The 13300-nt window shown below is 35.3% G+C and carries 16 protein-coding genes; 6 read left to right on the top strand and 10 right to left on the bottom strand.

The window, feature by feature from the left end:
* Position 1: 1 nt before the first annotated feature.
* Genes ACQKIM_RS13300 through ACQKIM_RS13315 form a run of 4 tightly spaced genes read left to right on the top strand, consistent with a single transcriptional unit; the run spans position 2 to position 2531 of the window.
* Entirely contained in the window at positions 2-292 is a 291-nt protein-coding gene (locus tag ACQKIM_RS13300; RefSeq protein ID WP_427544621.1) for a thiamine-binding protein, read from the top strand.
* Complete coding sequence (locus ACQKIM_RS13305) at positions 292-1062, top strand: ABC transporter permease (RefSeq protein WP_427544651.1); 771 nt, start codon at positions 292-294, stop codon at positions 1060-1062. Before ACQKIM_RS13300 ends, ACQKIM_RS13305 begins: the two co-directional genes overlap by 1 nt.
* Positions 1040-1789 carry an ABC transporter ATP-binding protein gene (locus tag ACQKIM_RS13310; protein ID WP_427544623.1) on the top strand — a complete coding sequence of 250 codons (750 nt, stop codon included), beginning with the start codon at positions 1040-1042 and terminating at the stop codon, positions 1787-1789. Before ACQKIM_RS13305 ends, ACQKIM_RS13310 begins: the two co-directional genes overlap by 23 nt.
* On the top strand, positions 1779-2531 hold the full coding sequence (locus tag ACQKIM_RS13315) for a TatD family hydrolase (RefSeq protein ID WP_427544624.1): 753 nt from the start codon (positions 1779-1781) through the stop codon (positions 2529-2531). Before ACQKIM_RS13310 ends, ACQKIM_RS13315 begins: the two co-directional genes overlap by 11 nt.
* Before the next feature lie 22 nt (positions 2532-2553).
* On the opposite strand, the gene ACQKIM_RS13320 is transcribed toward ACQKIM_RS13315, so the two are convergent.
* From ACQKIM_RS13320 to ACQKIM_RS13340, 5 genes are all read right to left on the bottom strand, one after another.
* Positions 2554-2730 carry a hypothetical protein gene (locus ACQKIM_RS13320; protein ID WP_427544626.1) on the bottom strand — a complete coding sequence of 59 codons (177 nt, stop codon included), beginning with the start codon at positions 2728-2730 and terminating at the stop codon, positions 2554-2556.
* 97 nt (positions 2731-2827) lie between these two features.
* Positions 2828-4372: a solute symporter family protein gene (locus tag ACQKIM_RS13325; protein ID WP_427544653.1), complete on the bottom strand. Its 1545-nt coding sequence runs from the start codon at positions 4370-4372 to the stop codon at positions 2828-2830.
* A gap of 11 nt (positions 4373-4383) precedes the next feature.
* Positions 4384-4722: a DUF485 domain-containing protein gene (locus ACQKIM_RS13330; RefSeq protein ID WP_427544628.1), complete on the bottom strand. Its 339-nt coding sequence runs from the start codon at positions 4720-4722 to the stop codon at positions 4384-4386.
* Positions 4723-5202: 480 nt separating this feature from the next.
* Positions 5203-6756, bottom strand: coding sequence for a solute symporter family protein (locus ACQKIM_RS13335; protein ID WP_427544630.1), 1554 nt, complete (start codon positions 6754-6756; stop codon positions 5203-5205).
* On the bottom strand, positions 6757-7092 hold the full coding sequence (locus ACQKIM_RS13340) for a DUF485 domain-containing protein (RefSeq protein ID WP_427544632.1): 336 nt from the start codon (positions 7090-7092) through the stop codon (positions 6757-6759).
* Positions 7093-7681: 589 nt separating this feature from the next.
* Between ACQKIM_RS13340 and ACQKIM_RS13345 the strand changes: the two genes are divergently transcribed.
* Positions 7682-8269: an SCO family protein gene (locus ACQKIM_RS13345; protein WP_427544634.1), complete on the top strand. Its 588-nt coding sequence runs from the start codon at positions 7682-7684 to the stop codon at positions 8267-8269.
* A gap of 206 nt (positions 8270-8475) precedes the next feature.
* Here ACQKIM_RS13345 and ACQKIM_RS13350 read toward each other — a convergent pair whose 3' ends face one another.
* The 4 genes from ACQKIM_RS13350 to ACQKIM_RS13365 form a co-directional block, all read right to left on the bottom strand.
* Positions 8476-8757 carry a hypothetical protein gene (locus ACQKIM_RS13350; protein ID WP_427544636.1) on the bottom strand — a complete coding sequence of 94 codons (282 nt, stop codon included), beginning with the start codon at positions 8755-8757 and terminating at the stop codon, positions 8476-8478.
* Between the two features lie 10 nt (positions 8758-8767).
* Complete coding sequence (locus tag ACQKIM_RS13355) at positions 8768-9160, bottom strand: SHOCT-like domain-containing protein (protein ID WP_427544638.1); 393 nt, start codon at positions 9158-9160, stop codon at positions 8768-8770.
* Positions 9161-9173: 13 nt separating this feature from the next.
* Complete coding sequence (locus ACQKIM_RS13360; protein ID WP_427544640.1) at positions 9174-9539, bottom strand: DUF2089 domain-containing protein; 366 nt, start codon at positions 9537-9539, stop codon at positions 9174-9176.
* Positions 9540-9813: 274 nt separating this feature from the next.
* A complete protein-coding gene (locus ACQKIM_RS13365; RefSeq protein ID WP_427544642.1) occupies positions 9814-10395 on the bottom strand; it encodes a TetR/AcrR family transcriptional regulator in 582 nt (193 codons plus the stop codon).
* Positions 10396-10621: 226 nt separating this feature from the next.
* Here ACQKIM_RS13365 and ACQKIM_RS13370 point away from each other — a divergent pair, with 226 nt between their 5' ends.
* Complete coding sequence (locus tag ACQKIM_RS13370) at positions 10622-13105, top strand: MMPL family transporter (protein WP_427544644.1); 2484 nt, start codon at positions 10622-10624, stop codon at positions 13103-13105.
* Positions 13106-13109: 4 nt separating this feature from the next.
* Here ACQKIM_RS13370 and ACQKIM_RS13375 read toward each other — a convergent pair.
* Positions 13110-13300, bottom strand: a 191-nt coding sequence (locus ACQKIM_RS13375; protein WP_427544645.1) for a transposase domain-containing protein, incomplete at its 5' end; no start/stop codon positions are given.

The following is a 13300-nucleotide window of genomic DNA, read 5'->3' on the forward strand; positions in this document are numbered from 1 at the left end:
TATGGCAAACTCATTAATCAGTGTACAAATTATCCCGAAAACAGAAAAATATGAAGATGTTATTCCATTTGTTGATGCAGCCATTGCTATTATTGATGCATCAGGTGTGAAATATGAGGTGCACCCTTTAGAAACGACAATGGAGGGTGAGCTGACAACGTTACTACAAATTATTGAACGAATGAATATCAAGATGATAGAGCTTGGTGCCATCAATGTTATTACGCAAGTGAAAATTTTATATCAGCCAACTGGGATTACAATGGGCACATTAACGGAGAAATACCAGTGATGAAGTGGGCAATACAAAAGGGAAGGACGATAATTTTTATCGCCTTCCTCTTATTCATATGGGAGCTAATCGTGCGTTTAGCAGATATACCGCATTGGTTATTGCCGGCACCAAGTGCTATTTTGACAGAAGGTATACAATCGTATGAAACATTTATGCCTCATGCCTTCGCAACAGTGAAATTAGCTTTACTAGGACTTACTATTGGCATAGGTTGTGGACTAGCAGTTGCTGTGCTCCTGCATCGTTTTTCATTTATTCGAGAGCTACTTTATCCCATTCTCATTATGTCACAAAACGTTCCTATACTCGTCCTAGCACCGTTATTAATTATTTGGTTTGGCTTTGGTTTATTACCTAAACTTATCATTATTTGTCTTGTATGCTTTTTCCCAATTGTTATTGCAGCAATGGATGGCTTTCGTCAAACCTCACCGGAGTTGAAGCATTATTTTGAGATGATTGGGGCAACAAAGGCACAAACTTTTTGGAAGCTAGAATGGCCATTTGCATACCCATCTATTTTTTCGGGTATTAAAATTGCTGCCACATACAGCGTTATGGGGGCTGTTATTGCTGAGTGGTTAGGTGCCAAAAAGGGAATTGGGGTCTATATGACATTGGCCCAATCATCATTTCGTACAGATCGTGTGTTTGTGGCAATTTTGGCTATTGTCTGTTTAAGTTTAGTATTATTTAGCGCTATTCTACTGCTAGAAAAACTTACTGTGAAGGGGAGAGGATTCCATGCTAAGCGTTCAAAATATTGATAAATCCTTTGATTCTCTTCAGGTCATTCGAGATTTATCTTTTGAGGTAAAGGACGGTGAATTTGTGGCAATCATTGGTCCATCTGGTAGTGGGAAAAGCACGCTCTTTCAATTAATTGGCGGTGTTTCTTCTATTGATAAGGGAGCTATTTTATTAAACGGTGTAGATATACAGCAGAAAAGAGGAACGATTGGCTATATGCCTCAGCAGCCATGCTTATTACCATGGAGAACCATTTTAGAAAATGTCACAATTGTAGAGGAGCTTCAGCAAAGACCAAATGTAGAACTTGCTAAGGAGTGGTTAGCAAAAGTGGGTCTTGCTTCATTTATTAATGCCTATCCAAGAGAGCTATCTGGCGGTATGCAGCAGCGAGTGTCCTTTATTCGTGCAATTGTTAGTGACAAGCCTATTTTATGCTTAGATGAGCCATTTTCTGCGCTAGATGAATTTACAAGACTAGAAATGCAGGCTTGGCTATTATCCATTTGGGAAAAATATCGAAAATCCATTTTATTTGTTACCCATAGTATTGAGGAAGCGCTATTTTTGGCGGATCGTATTATTGTGCTATCGAAACGACCAGCAACAATTAAACAAGAAATAATTGTTCCTTTTGCACGACCACGACAAGAGGAGATTCGTCATTCTGAGAAATTTGCAGCATTAAAGCAACAATTATTTACGTTTTTAAAAGAAGAGAAGGGTGATGTTCATGTTGATTGATGCCCATATTCATTTAGATCAGTATCTGGAAAACGAGATACCTTCTTTATTAGAGAAAGCTGAACATGTTATTGCGGTCAGTATGAATCTTGCATCATGTGAAAAAACGTGGATGCTGTCGAAAACTTATAAAAATGTAAAGGTTGCGTTTGGTTTTCATCCTGAGCAAGCCCTGCCTAGTAAAAACGAAATGGATGCTTTATTTGATTGGATACGTCAACATACACATGAAATGGTAGCAATAGGGGAAGTAGGTCTGCCGTATTATTTAAAGCAAGAAAAATCTATTGATTATCGTCCATATACAGCATTGTTGGAACAGTTTGTTTTGTTAGCGAAGGAATTAGATAAACCAATTATTTTACATGCAGTTTATGAGGATGCAGCACTTGTTTGTGACTTGCTTGAAAAACATCAAGTAACAAAAGCCCATTTCCATTGGTTCAAGGGAGATGAGAAAGTGATCGAACGCATGATCCAGAATGGCTATTTTATTTCTGTTACGCCTGATTGTACGTATGAAGAGGAGATTCAACAGCTTATTATGAGATATCCAATTGAGCTAATCATGGTGGAAACGGATGGGCCTTGGCCATTTGAAGGTCCTTTTGACAATAAACGTACATCTCCCTGGATGATGAACCATTCTGTAGAGGTCATTGCATCAATAAAGGCGTTATCAACACACGAAGCGGCAAAAATAATTACACAAAATACAAAATCATTTTACAATCTATACTAAATAAAAAAGCAGTATATAGTGTTTATTCATCTATACGCTGCTTTTTGTATTTTGTAAAGTTGCGTTCTATTGTTTCCTGCTTTGTCTTTGTGACACGTTCATGTGTGCTAAAAGGGGAGGATTGACGATCGATTTCAACGTTTTTTCCTTTTGTACGCTTTAGATGCATACGTTTCTTTTTGGCTCTTGATTGTGACATAGTATTACCTCCATTGTTTATTATCAATATAATACTGAATAAAGCAGAAAAAGTAAAACCTCGTAAGTAATTTACTTACGAGGCAATTGTCATATTATTAGTGAGATACGTCTTGTACAGAAATACCTGTGTTTGCTTTAACATCCACTTCGCGGTATTTCTTATCATCGCTTTCTTTAGAAAGTAATGTTCCAATGAAACCACCAAGGAAACCAAGTGGTACCGAAATTAATGCTGGATTTGTTAACATAATTAATGGGTCACCCACGAAAATTGCTTTTCCTTCAACTGGATTCCAGATGTTTGGTGATACCGCAACAAGTGCTAATGCAGAGATTAAACCTGTTAGCATTGCCGTTACAGCACCAGCTGTATTGAAGCGTTTCCAATAGATTGTATAAATGATTACTGGTAGGTTAGCAGAACCTGCAATACAGAATGCAAGTGATACTAAGAACGCTACGTTTAATGTTTGTGCACCAAGTGCTAAAAGGATAGAAACAATAGAAATTGTAATAGAACCGATACGAGCTGCAAGTACTTGCTCTTTTTCTGTAATTTGACCTTTTTTAACGATTTGACCATAAATATCGTGAGAAAGGGCAGACGCACCAGAAAGTACAAGACCTGCTACTACCGCTAAAATTGTTGCAAATGCTACCGCACAAACGAATGAGAATAGAATGTCGCCACCAAGTGCTTCCGCAAGAAGTGGGGCAGCCATGTTACCAGCTGCGTTTGCTGCAATAATTTCTTCTTTACCAACGAATTTTGCTGCACCGAAGCCTAGGAAAATCGTAAGTACATAGAAAATACCTACAATCCATGTAGCCCAAATAACTGAAGAACGAGCTGTTTTCGCATCTTTTACTGTAAAGAAGCGCATTAGGATGTGTGGAAGACCAGCAGTACCTAACACAAGAGCGATTAACATGGAGATCGTATCAATACCATTTGTATATTTAAGACCAGGGTTTAAATAAGCTGCACCGCTTTCAGTAGCAGTCCCCATTTCTTTGAACATTGTAGCAATACTGAAGCCGAACTCTTTTAATACCAAGAATGAAATAATGATAGTACCTATCATTAAAAGACATGCTTTAATAATTTGTACCCAAGATGTAGCAGTCATACCACCGAATAATACGTAAGTTGTCATCATTACACCTACGATTAATACGGCAATCCAATAGTCAATCCCTAAAAGTAATTGAATAAGTGCTCCTGCACCAACTAGTTGTGCAATCATGTAGAATAAAACAATTGTAATAGTGCTTAAAGCTGCCGTTCCACGAACTTTTGAGCTATTGAAACGCGCTGTAATCATATCAGCCAATGTAAATTTCCCAAGGTTACGTAAAGGCTCTGCAACAATGTATAATACCACTAAGTAAGCTACTAAATAACCAATAGAGAAGAAGAATCCATCAAATCCAAATAATGCAACTGCACCGGCAATCCCTAAGAAAGAGGCTGCTGATAAGTAGTCACCAGCAATAGCTAGTCCATTTTGCCAGCCTGTTAATCCACCGCCAGCAGTATAGAAGTCACTTGCTGAAGAAGTACGTTTAGATGCCCACCATGTAATAACTAATGTTAAACCTACAATGGCAACGAAAAAGAATATGGCTGTAAAACTCATTCCTCCATCATTCATCGGCGGCCACCTCCGTTCTCATATTCAGCGATAATCGCCTGTGCTTCTTTATCGTAGCTATTTGCTTTTGCTACATATAAATGACATAAACTCCATGTCATAATGAATAATCCTGCTGCATAAACCCACACCCAAGTGATTTCCCCAAATGCCTTTTGGTGTAGAATTGTCGTGTACGAAGTAAGAACGGGTAGCAACATATATGCTGCTAAAAAGACTACAGTCATAGTCCAAAGAAATGAATTCTTTCTACGTACAAGTGATTTAAACGATTGTTGATTTGCAATTGCATCATAGTCAATCACGACGCTTTTGTTTGCTTGATTGTTCGCCATTAACATTCCCCATTTTGTGTTTATTTTTACTGCTTCAAGACTTGATTTTGCTAGTTAAGTGAATTCACATCTTCATTTTATGAGACAGTTCACAAAATTGCAATACATTTCAGAAAAATTATGTAAAAAAAATTTTTAGAAAAATAGTCTTGGGAGAGAAAATATATGACAAAGCCTAGAAATATAGGGGTTTTGGAAAATTCAGATAAATATACGAAACGGGGACAAATCTAGATTTCGAGGCATAAAATAAGGTTAAAATTTGAAAATAAATTTATTTTTTCCATAAAAAATAAACACTATTTACCTAGTGAAAATTGGTTTTTTTCTGTTTTTTGGAAATGAAATAGTATTGTTCAATAAGTAAATTGGTAAAATTTTTATAATAAAAAAGTAAAAAACTCGACCAAAAACTCGAGTTTTTTACTTAAATTGTTAGTGTTGTAGAACAGAAAATTTGAGATTGTAAAGTGCTAAAGATTAATGTGAAATATCAGAAACCGAGACACCTGTATTTGCTTTAACACGAATTTCTTTGTAAATACGATCTGCTTCTGCCTGTGATACTTTGCTAGAGGATAGAACAGATCCTAAGTAACCTGCGATAAAGCCAAGTGGAATTGTAATGATTGCTGGTACTGCTAAAGGCACAATAGGGTTACCAACGAAGATTGCTGCTCCCTCAACAGGGCTCCATACATTTGGTCCCATCGCCCCTAATATTAAACATGATACTAAACCAGTTACCATTGCTGAAACGGCACCTGTTGAATTGAATTTTTTCCAATAAATTGTGTAAAGAATAACAGGTAGATTTGCTGAAGCACCAATACAAAATGCAAAAGAAACTAAAAACGATACATTTAGGTTTTGCGCAAATAAAGCAAGGATAATCGACACAATGGCAATAGAAATAGAGCCAGTACGAGCTGCAAGAACTTGTTGCTTTTCAGTTAATTTACCACCTTTAATAATTTCACCATAAATATCATGAGAAATTGCAGAAGCACCTGTTAAAACTAAACCTGAAACAACAGCTAAAATAGTGGCAAATGCTACTGCACCGATAAATGCCATCAGCACATCACCGCCCAAGTATTGAGCAAGCAGTGGGGCAGCTGTGTTACCTGCTTTACTTTCAGCAAGAATTGAATCTAAACCTACAAAATTTAATGCACCAAAGCCTAAGAAAATAGTCAATGAGAAGAAAATAGCTGTAATCCAAGTAGTCCATGAAATAGAAGATCGGGCAGTTTTAGCATCTTTAACAGTAAAGAAGCGCATTAAAATATGTGGTAAACCAGATGTACCTAAAACAAGTGCCATCATCATAGAAACAGAATCAACCGTACTTGTATATTTAATTCCTGGTACAAGGAATTTCTCGCCATGATCAACAGCGATTGTATCGAACATCTTCATAAGAGAGAAATCAAATTTAGCTAATACCAGTGTAGCTAATAAACCTGTCCCAAATAATAGAAGACTTGCTTTAATGATTTGAACCCAAGATGTAGCAGTCATGCCGCCAAACAATACATAAGTTGTCATCATCACACCTACGATTAACACAGCAATCCAATATTCAATTCCAAATAATAGTTTAATAAGAGCACCTGCACCTACTAATTGAGCGATCATATAAAGAATAACGATAATAATTGTTCCTGAAGCAGCAACCCCACGGATACGTTTTTCATTGAAACGTGCAGTTAGCATATCAGCTAATGTATAACGACCTAAATTACGCATTGGCTCTGCAATTACATATAAAAGAACTAAGTTAGCTACTACATAGCCAACAGAGAAGAAAAAGCCATCAAAACCTGTTAAAGCGATTGCACCAGATACACCTAGGAATGCGGCTGCAGATAAATAGTCACCAGCAATCGCAAAGCCATTTTGCCAGCCTTTAAGACCTCCTCCAGCTGTATAAAAATCCGCTGCAGAAGACGTGCGTTTTGCTGCGATATAGGTAACAACAAGTGTCAAGCCAACGATTGCTAAAAAGAAACCAACAGATACCAAATTCATTTATTTTCCACCTTTCGCATGATATTCTGCTAGCACCGCTGCTGCAGCTTTATCGAATGAAGACGCTTTTTTTACATATACTGTACAAAGTACGATTGTCATAATGAATAATCCAGCTGAATAAACCCAGACACCTGTAATATTTCCGATGAATTTTTGTTGTAGTACAGGCTGGAAAGCAAGGATTGGCAGCAAGATATAAAGAGTTAGAAATACTGCTGTAATCGAGAAAAGGAAGGTATTTTTCTTTTTCACGAAGTTGTTGAACGATTCCATAGCTTCAATTGCACTATAATCAACTGATTCTACATTTTTGTTACCAGAAATGTTTGCCATTATTATTCCCCCTAAAGTGTTATATTTCTGTTTTAAACGACATATTTCTTTCCTGATCGTCGTTATACTCACTTATTTTATGAGGTATATTCCTATAATGCAATACTAAATTTTGAGTTTTTATAATTTTTAGTCTCTTCATGTTTATGGAAATAACATAGAAATAATAAGGATTTAATAGAAGTATTTCGTATGAAAGAGAATCGAATTACCTATTAGAATAATATTATTGAAATAGTTTAGTGATAATAATTTTGAATGTAGGAGAATATTTAAACACGAAAGAGAATTTTAATGAATTTATTATTGTACTATCAAATAATGGAAGATTTAAAAAAGCATAAAAACTTTGTTATATAACAATTATCTGATGTCTTGGGAAATAACCAAAATGGTAAAAAACAGCTTTAAAAAAAATTTAAAAAAGCGAGAAATATCTGGGATATAAAGGATATTCGCGTGGAAAAATCATACAAAATACAAAGATTGGACATATAAAATAGTAAGGTTAAGACCATAATCTTGTATTTAATGATTAGAATTTATACAATAAAAAATAGTGGTAAATTGAAGGGAAGTGGGCAAATTAATGAAAAAGAAAAGTACAATGCTTGTATTGATACTAGCATTAAGTAGCATTTTAGCTGCTTGCGGTAGCTATAAATTTGAACCAGAAATGAATATAGAGGTACAGGATTTTTCGGTTACAAATCAACACAATGAAGAGGTTAGTCTAGAGAATCTTAAAGGCAAGCCATGGCTGGCGATGTTCATTTTTACAAACTGTAATACTATATGTCCACCAATGACGTTTAATATGACAGAGGTCCAAAAAGCTTTAAAGGATAAAAATGTTGAAGATTATCAAATCGTTGCTTTTAGTGTTGATCCTGAAGTGGATAAGCCAGACGTTTTAACGAATTATTTAAAAACGTATTCAGTGCCAGATGAAAGCAAATGGCAGCTATTAACTGGCTATGATCAAAAGTTTATTGAACAGTTTGCAATGAAATCGTTTAAATCACACGTAAAAAATGATCCGAATTCTGACCAAGTTATACATATGGGAAGATATTACTTAGTCAATGCAGATGGTACAGTTGTTAAAGATTATGATGGTACAACCGATGTACCAGTTGATACTATTGTGGCGGACATTAAGGCTTTAACAAAATAAATGATTAATAATAACTTAGAGGTTTGGTGCTTTTTATAACAAACTATTTTATTAATCGATTTAAGCGAATCTATTAATAAACCACAAAACCCCGTTCTAAATTTAGAACGGGGTTTAAAATATTATTGGAGCTTTTATATTATAATTATCTCGGTATTGCAAGCGAGAAATTAAGCTTTTTCTTCAAAATGTCAGTAGAAGGTATTCTATAGTCTAACCTTAACCTCAGTACCGTCCTTAGCTTTGACATCTACAAGCACGATCCCTTTATAATTTTTCAATTCCTTGACAACAGGCATTAGCATTTTTTTGTCTATTTGAGGCAAGGTAAGGTCTAGTTTTTCTCTTTCGAAGTAATCTTTTGTCCATCTGTTTACATGATACTGAAAAAATTTTGAAGACAAAATAGAAAGAACAATGTTTAAAATAGCATATGGAACTGGAATGGTAAACCGAACGTTTTTTGCTTTTACTTTTACATATATCATACGCAAATCACTACTCAATGAAGACTGAAACGGTATCCCCGTTTGCTGATTTAATATCAACAATTTGGCCATCTAGTTCGTTTTCAATTGCCTCAATAATAAGGTTTATGTCTATATCTTTCACGTATTTTTCCGACTGTGGAATACTCGCTGCGATGCTATGTCCAGCCATTAATACTACCTTAACAAGCTTAATAGGCAAATTGACTGTGACGTTATCATTTTCGGCTGAGACAACACGAACTTTTAATGTTTTATCTAAATAGGCAGTTGTTGTTTTTTCAAAAGACTTATTACCTGTTCTTTCTTTCTCTTGTAATGCTTGAATCAGTTCGGATCCTTTATCTGCATCAATTTTCCCTTCTTGAATCATTGTTAACACTCTTGTAATTTCCTCTTTCATGATAAACTCCTCCTTATTCTTCTTTTAAAAGCTTAATGGCTTCTTCGGGTGTAATTTCGCCATTTTCCAGCATGGTTACAACTTTTTTCTCATCTACTTCATTTTTCTTCTTTTGCACATATCCAAGGGAAGTAATGATGTCTGTGAGCTTTCCTCGAACAGTTGGATACGAAATCCCCAGTTCCTTTTCAACATCTTTAATATTCCCTCTGCATGTTAAAAATACTTCCACAAAATGAAGCTGATCCTTTGATAAGGTTGCCAGCTTAGATAATTCAAACTCATTTTCAATCGTAGTATGACAATGGGAGCACTGTAACTTTGTAATTTTCAAAGTTTGACTGCAGACAGGGCAATTGGTGATTACTTTATAAGCCATAATGAAATTCCTTTCTTTTAATGATTCGATTATATAACATTAAATAGAAAAGATAAATAATTAAATTTGATTTTTTGAATTAAAAAAATCAATAATATTAATTTGTAAATTAATATTATTGATTATCTTTTTTTATTCATGTTGAAATTATAGTCATGTCTCTTAACGAAAATACGAAAATAGGTACGATTACTTTGATTTTGGGAGGCTGATTCAGCAGCCATTAGCATAGATGTATTAATTAGTGATTTAGAACTTGGAGGAATCAACGTTTCTATTTAAACGTGTAGGATTGAAATCCCTGTATCATAATTCCGGTAACAGATGTTGTTAAATCTTCTAAAGAGCATTCGACTTTCCCTGCGAACCAGTCCTGGTATAAAGAAGCTAGTCCTCCTATAAAAAAGTGAACACGAATGACTAACTCTTCACACCCTTCATTTGACTGCAATGTTTCTTTGTAGCCAAGTATTTTCTCTATTAGAATGTCTTTTAACTTCATTACAAAGGTAGGTGCACCTTGTGTATTGATGACCATACGATAAAATTCTAAATCCTGATCAAAAAAACGAGCTACTTTTAGTAAGAAGGGCATTGGATCTTGAATAAGATCAACACCTTTAAAATCATTAAGAAACTCAAGCATATTTCCCATTATTTCATTTTCTATTTCTTCAATAACAGCATAGATATCTGAGTAATGGGCATAGAAGGTGCCTCTACTAATTTCAGCCCTTTCCACAATGTTTTTAACAGTTATCTTCTCTAACTCCTTTTCCAACACTAATTCTACAAAAGCGTGCCTAATCATTTTTCTTGAACGAATGGCACTTTTATATTCTGCTTTTCCACTCATTTTTTTGTACTCCTAAAATTTTTTTATAAAGTTGAACACAATCATTAGTGAATGTTCAAAGTTATACATATAGACGAAAATTGAACATTGTCCCCATTCATGAGGCTAAGTATACTTTGTTTAGAATCAAAAGTATACACTTGTATGATTTTGTGGTGTTCTAAGCTAGTAACAAAAATGCTCTTGGTAAATCTTAATGGAGTAAATAGAAAGTGGGGAAATGTTTATGAAGAAAACAACGAATTGGAGATCAGCTTCATTCGTTCTATGGATAGTGATTACAATCATCATTGTTATGACGATGCCGAATTTAGATGCATTAGTACGGGAAAAGGGGCAAATTACTATTCCTGGAAGTGCCCAAAGTAATATAGCAGAGGATATGCTTGGTCAAATGAATGAAGATAGTGATGAAAGGTATCAAATAATTGCAGTCTTCAATAGTGGTAATGATAACGCATTAACAAATGAACAAAAAGAAGAAGTAGGAAAAATAATTAAGGAATTAAAAAATAAACAATCGAAGATTAGTATTAAGGAAATTGTGACTCATTTAGATAATGAACAAACGCAAAAACAGCTTATTTCTAAAGATGGAACCACTATCCTAGCGCAGCTTTCCATACAAAAAAATAATAGAGAAATATCTGAAGTAGTGAAGGAACTTCATAAAATTGTAGATAGTGAGAATATGGACATCTATCTAACAGGAAATAGTCTAGTACTGGAAGATTTTGTCCAATCAACACAAGAGGGGATTAAGAAAACGGAAGTGATTGCGATTATCTTTATTATCGTTGTGCTAATTCTTATTTTCCGATCACCAATCGTCCCATTCGTTTCTCTTTTAACAGTAGGAGTGGCGTACTTAGTGTCACTAGGAATCATTGCACACTTAGTAGATCAATTTAATTATCCATTTTCTAATTTTACACAAGTATTTTTAGTTGTTATTTTATTTGGAGTCGGGACAGATTATAATATTTTACTATTCACTCGATTTAAGGAAGAACTGGTGAAGCAAGATGATATGTGGACAGCAATTCGTGTAACCTATAAAACTGCTGGTAAAACCGTTCTGTACAGTGCACTCGCGGTATTTATTGGATTTATGGCACTGGTTTTTGCTGAATTCGGATTATACCGAGCAAGCTCATCTGTGGCAATTGGAGTAGCCGTACTTGTCCTGGTTTTAATGACCTTAAATCCATTTTTTATGGCTTTATTAGGGAAGAAGATGTTCTGGCCAGTGAAAAAAATAAATGGACATAATGAAAGTAAAATTTGGGGCGCATTTGCTAAGATGTCTGTTTTAAGACCAGTGGTTGTTTTAGTCTTTACTGCGATGTTGTGTGTTCCCTTTATCATCCATTATAGTCATTCATCAAGCTACAATGATTTGTTGGAAGTGGGGGATAGCTATGCTTCTAAAGAAGGAATCAACGTGATTGAGGATCATTTTCCTGCTGGTTTTTCTTCGCCAGCATCCTTAGTTATACAGTCAAATGAAGGATTGGATAATGCAAAATCATTGCAAGTATTGGATGAATTAGCTGAACAGATATCTCGAGTAGATGGTGTATCAGAAGTATTGACAGCCACTCGTCCAACCGGAGAAAAAATCATTGACTTATATATTACAGAGCAAACAAAAGAATTAAATAGCGGACTAAACGAAGCGAATGAAGGTGTTGGAAAAATAAATAGTGGATTATCCTCAGCTGAAAAACAATTCAAGCAAACTGATACAAGTGATGTACAAAATGTTCAGTCATTAATTAATGGAACAAATGAAGTGAAAAAGGGTGTTGTTAAGCTAGGAAAGGCTGTTAGTCAATTATCGAACGGTGTAGGTGCAGGGGTGAATGGCGCCCAACAACTAGAAAATGGTTTGGCATCTGTAAATGAGAATATGGATGTGTTAACGAGATCCATGTCAAAATTATTGAATGGTTATATAGAAATTGAAAAAGATTTATCTTCATTTAGCACCTATTTTTCAAGCATTGCTCAAGCCCTCGATCGTGCAAAAAAAGGGTATGAGCAAACGGAGGATTCAATGTATGCACTAGTGCAATCAAAACCAGAGTTAGCTAATGATGTCAATGTGCAAACCACACTTGGTAATGCTACAAATGAAAAAAAGCAGTTAGAAGAGTTGTTGGAGAAGCTACAGGTGCTATCACCTCAATATGATGGGACACTTAAATCATTTAAAGAAGCAAATGACTCACTTGTCAGAGTTAACAAGGGTTTTTCACAATTACAAGCTGGTGTGAATAATCTGTACAAAGGTTCAGCCAGCTTAAGGCAAGGATTACAAACAGCTGAAAACGGTTCGAACCAAGTTGCCAGTCAAACACCTGCCCTTCAATCAGGTTTAACAACGATTAACGAGGAGCAAGAGCAATTACTCACTGGACTAACAGATTTAGCTCATAAAATGGAAGCCTTACAATCGGGGTTATCAGAAAGTACGAAAGGCTTAAAAGAAGTAAGTACAGGTTTAACAGATGCTCAAGATTATTTAACAGGGCTTAGTGAATCAAAGGCCTCTGAAAAATTCTATATTCCACAAGATGTTTTAGAAAGTGATGAATTCCAAAAATCATTGGATATGTATATGTCTACTGTAAGCCCGAAATATAAAAAAGCGCACCTTCTCGGTACGCACGACGAATGGCCCGCTATCTGGTTTTTTTTCAGATAGCTGGCTATTTTGAACATGTGGCTTGGATATTTTTCGACCAAGGCATGTAATCTTGTAAAATCTCTGGCTGTTGTTGAATCGGTAAATTTGGTAGCTCCGTTAATAGCTTCACAAGGTACTGATAAAAATCAATGCCGTTTGTTTTGGCTGTTTCTGCTAAACTCAAACAGATGGCATTTGCTTTCGCACCAGCTT

The organism is Lysinibacillus sp. NPDC047702 (assembly GCF_050272555.1).
GTDB lineage: Bacteria > Bacillota > Bacilli > Bacillales_A > Planococcaceae > Lysinibacillus.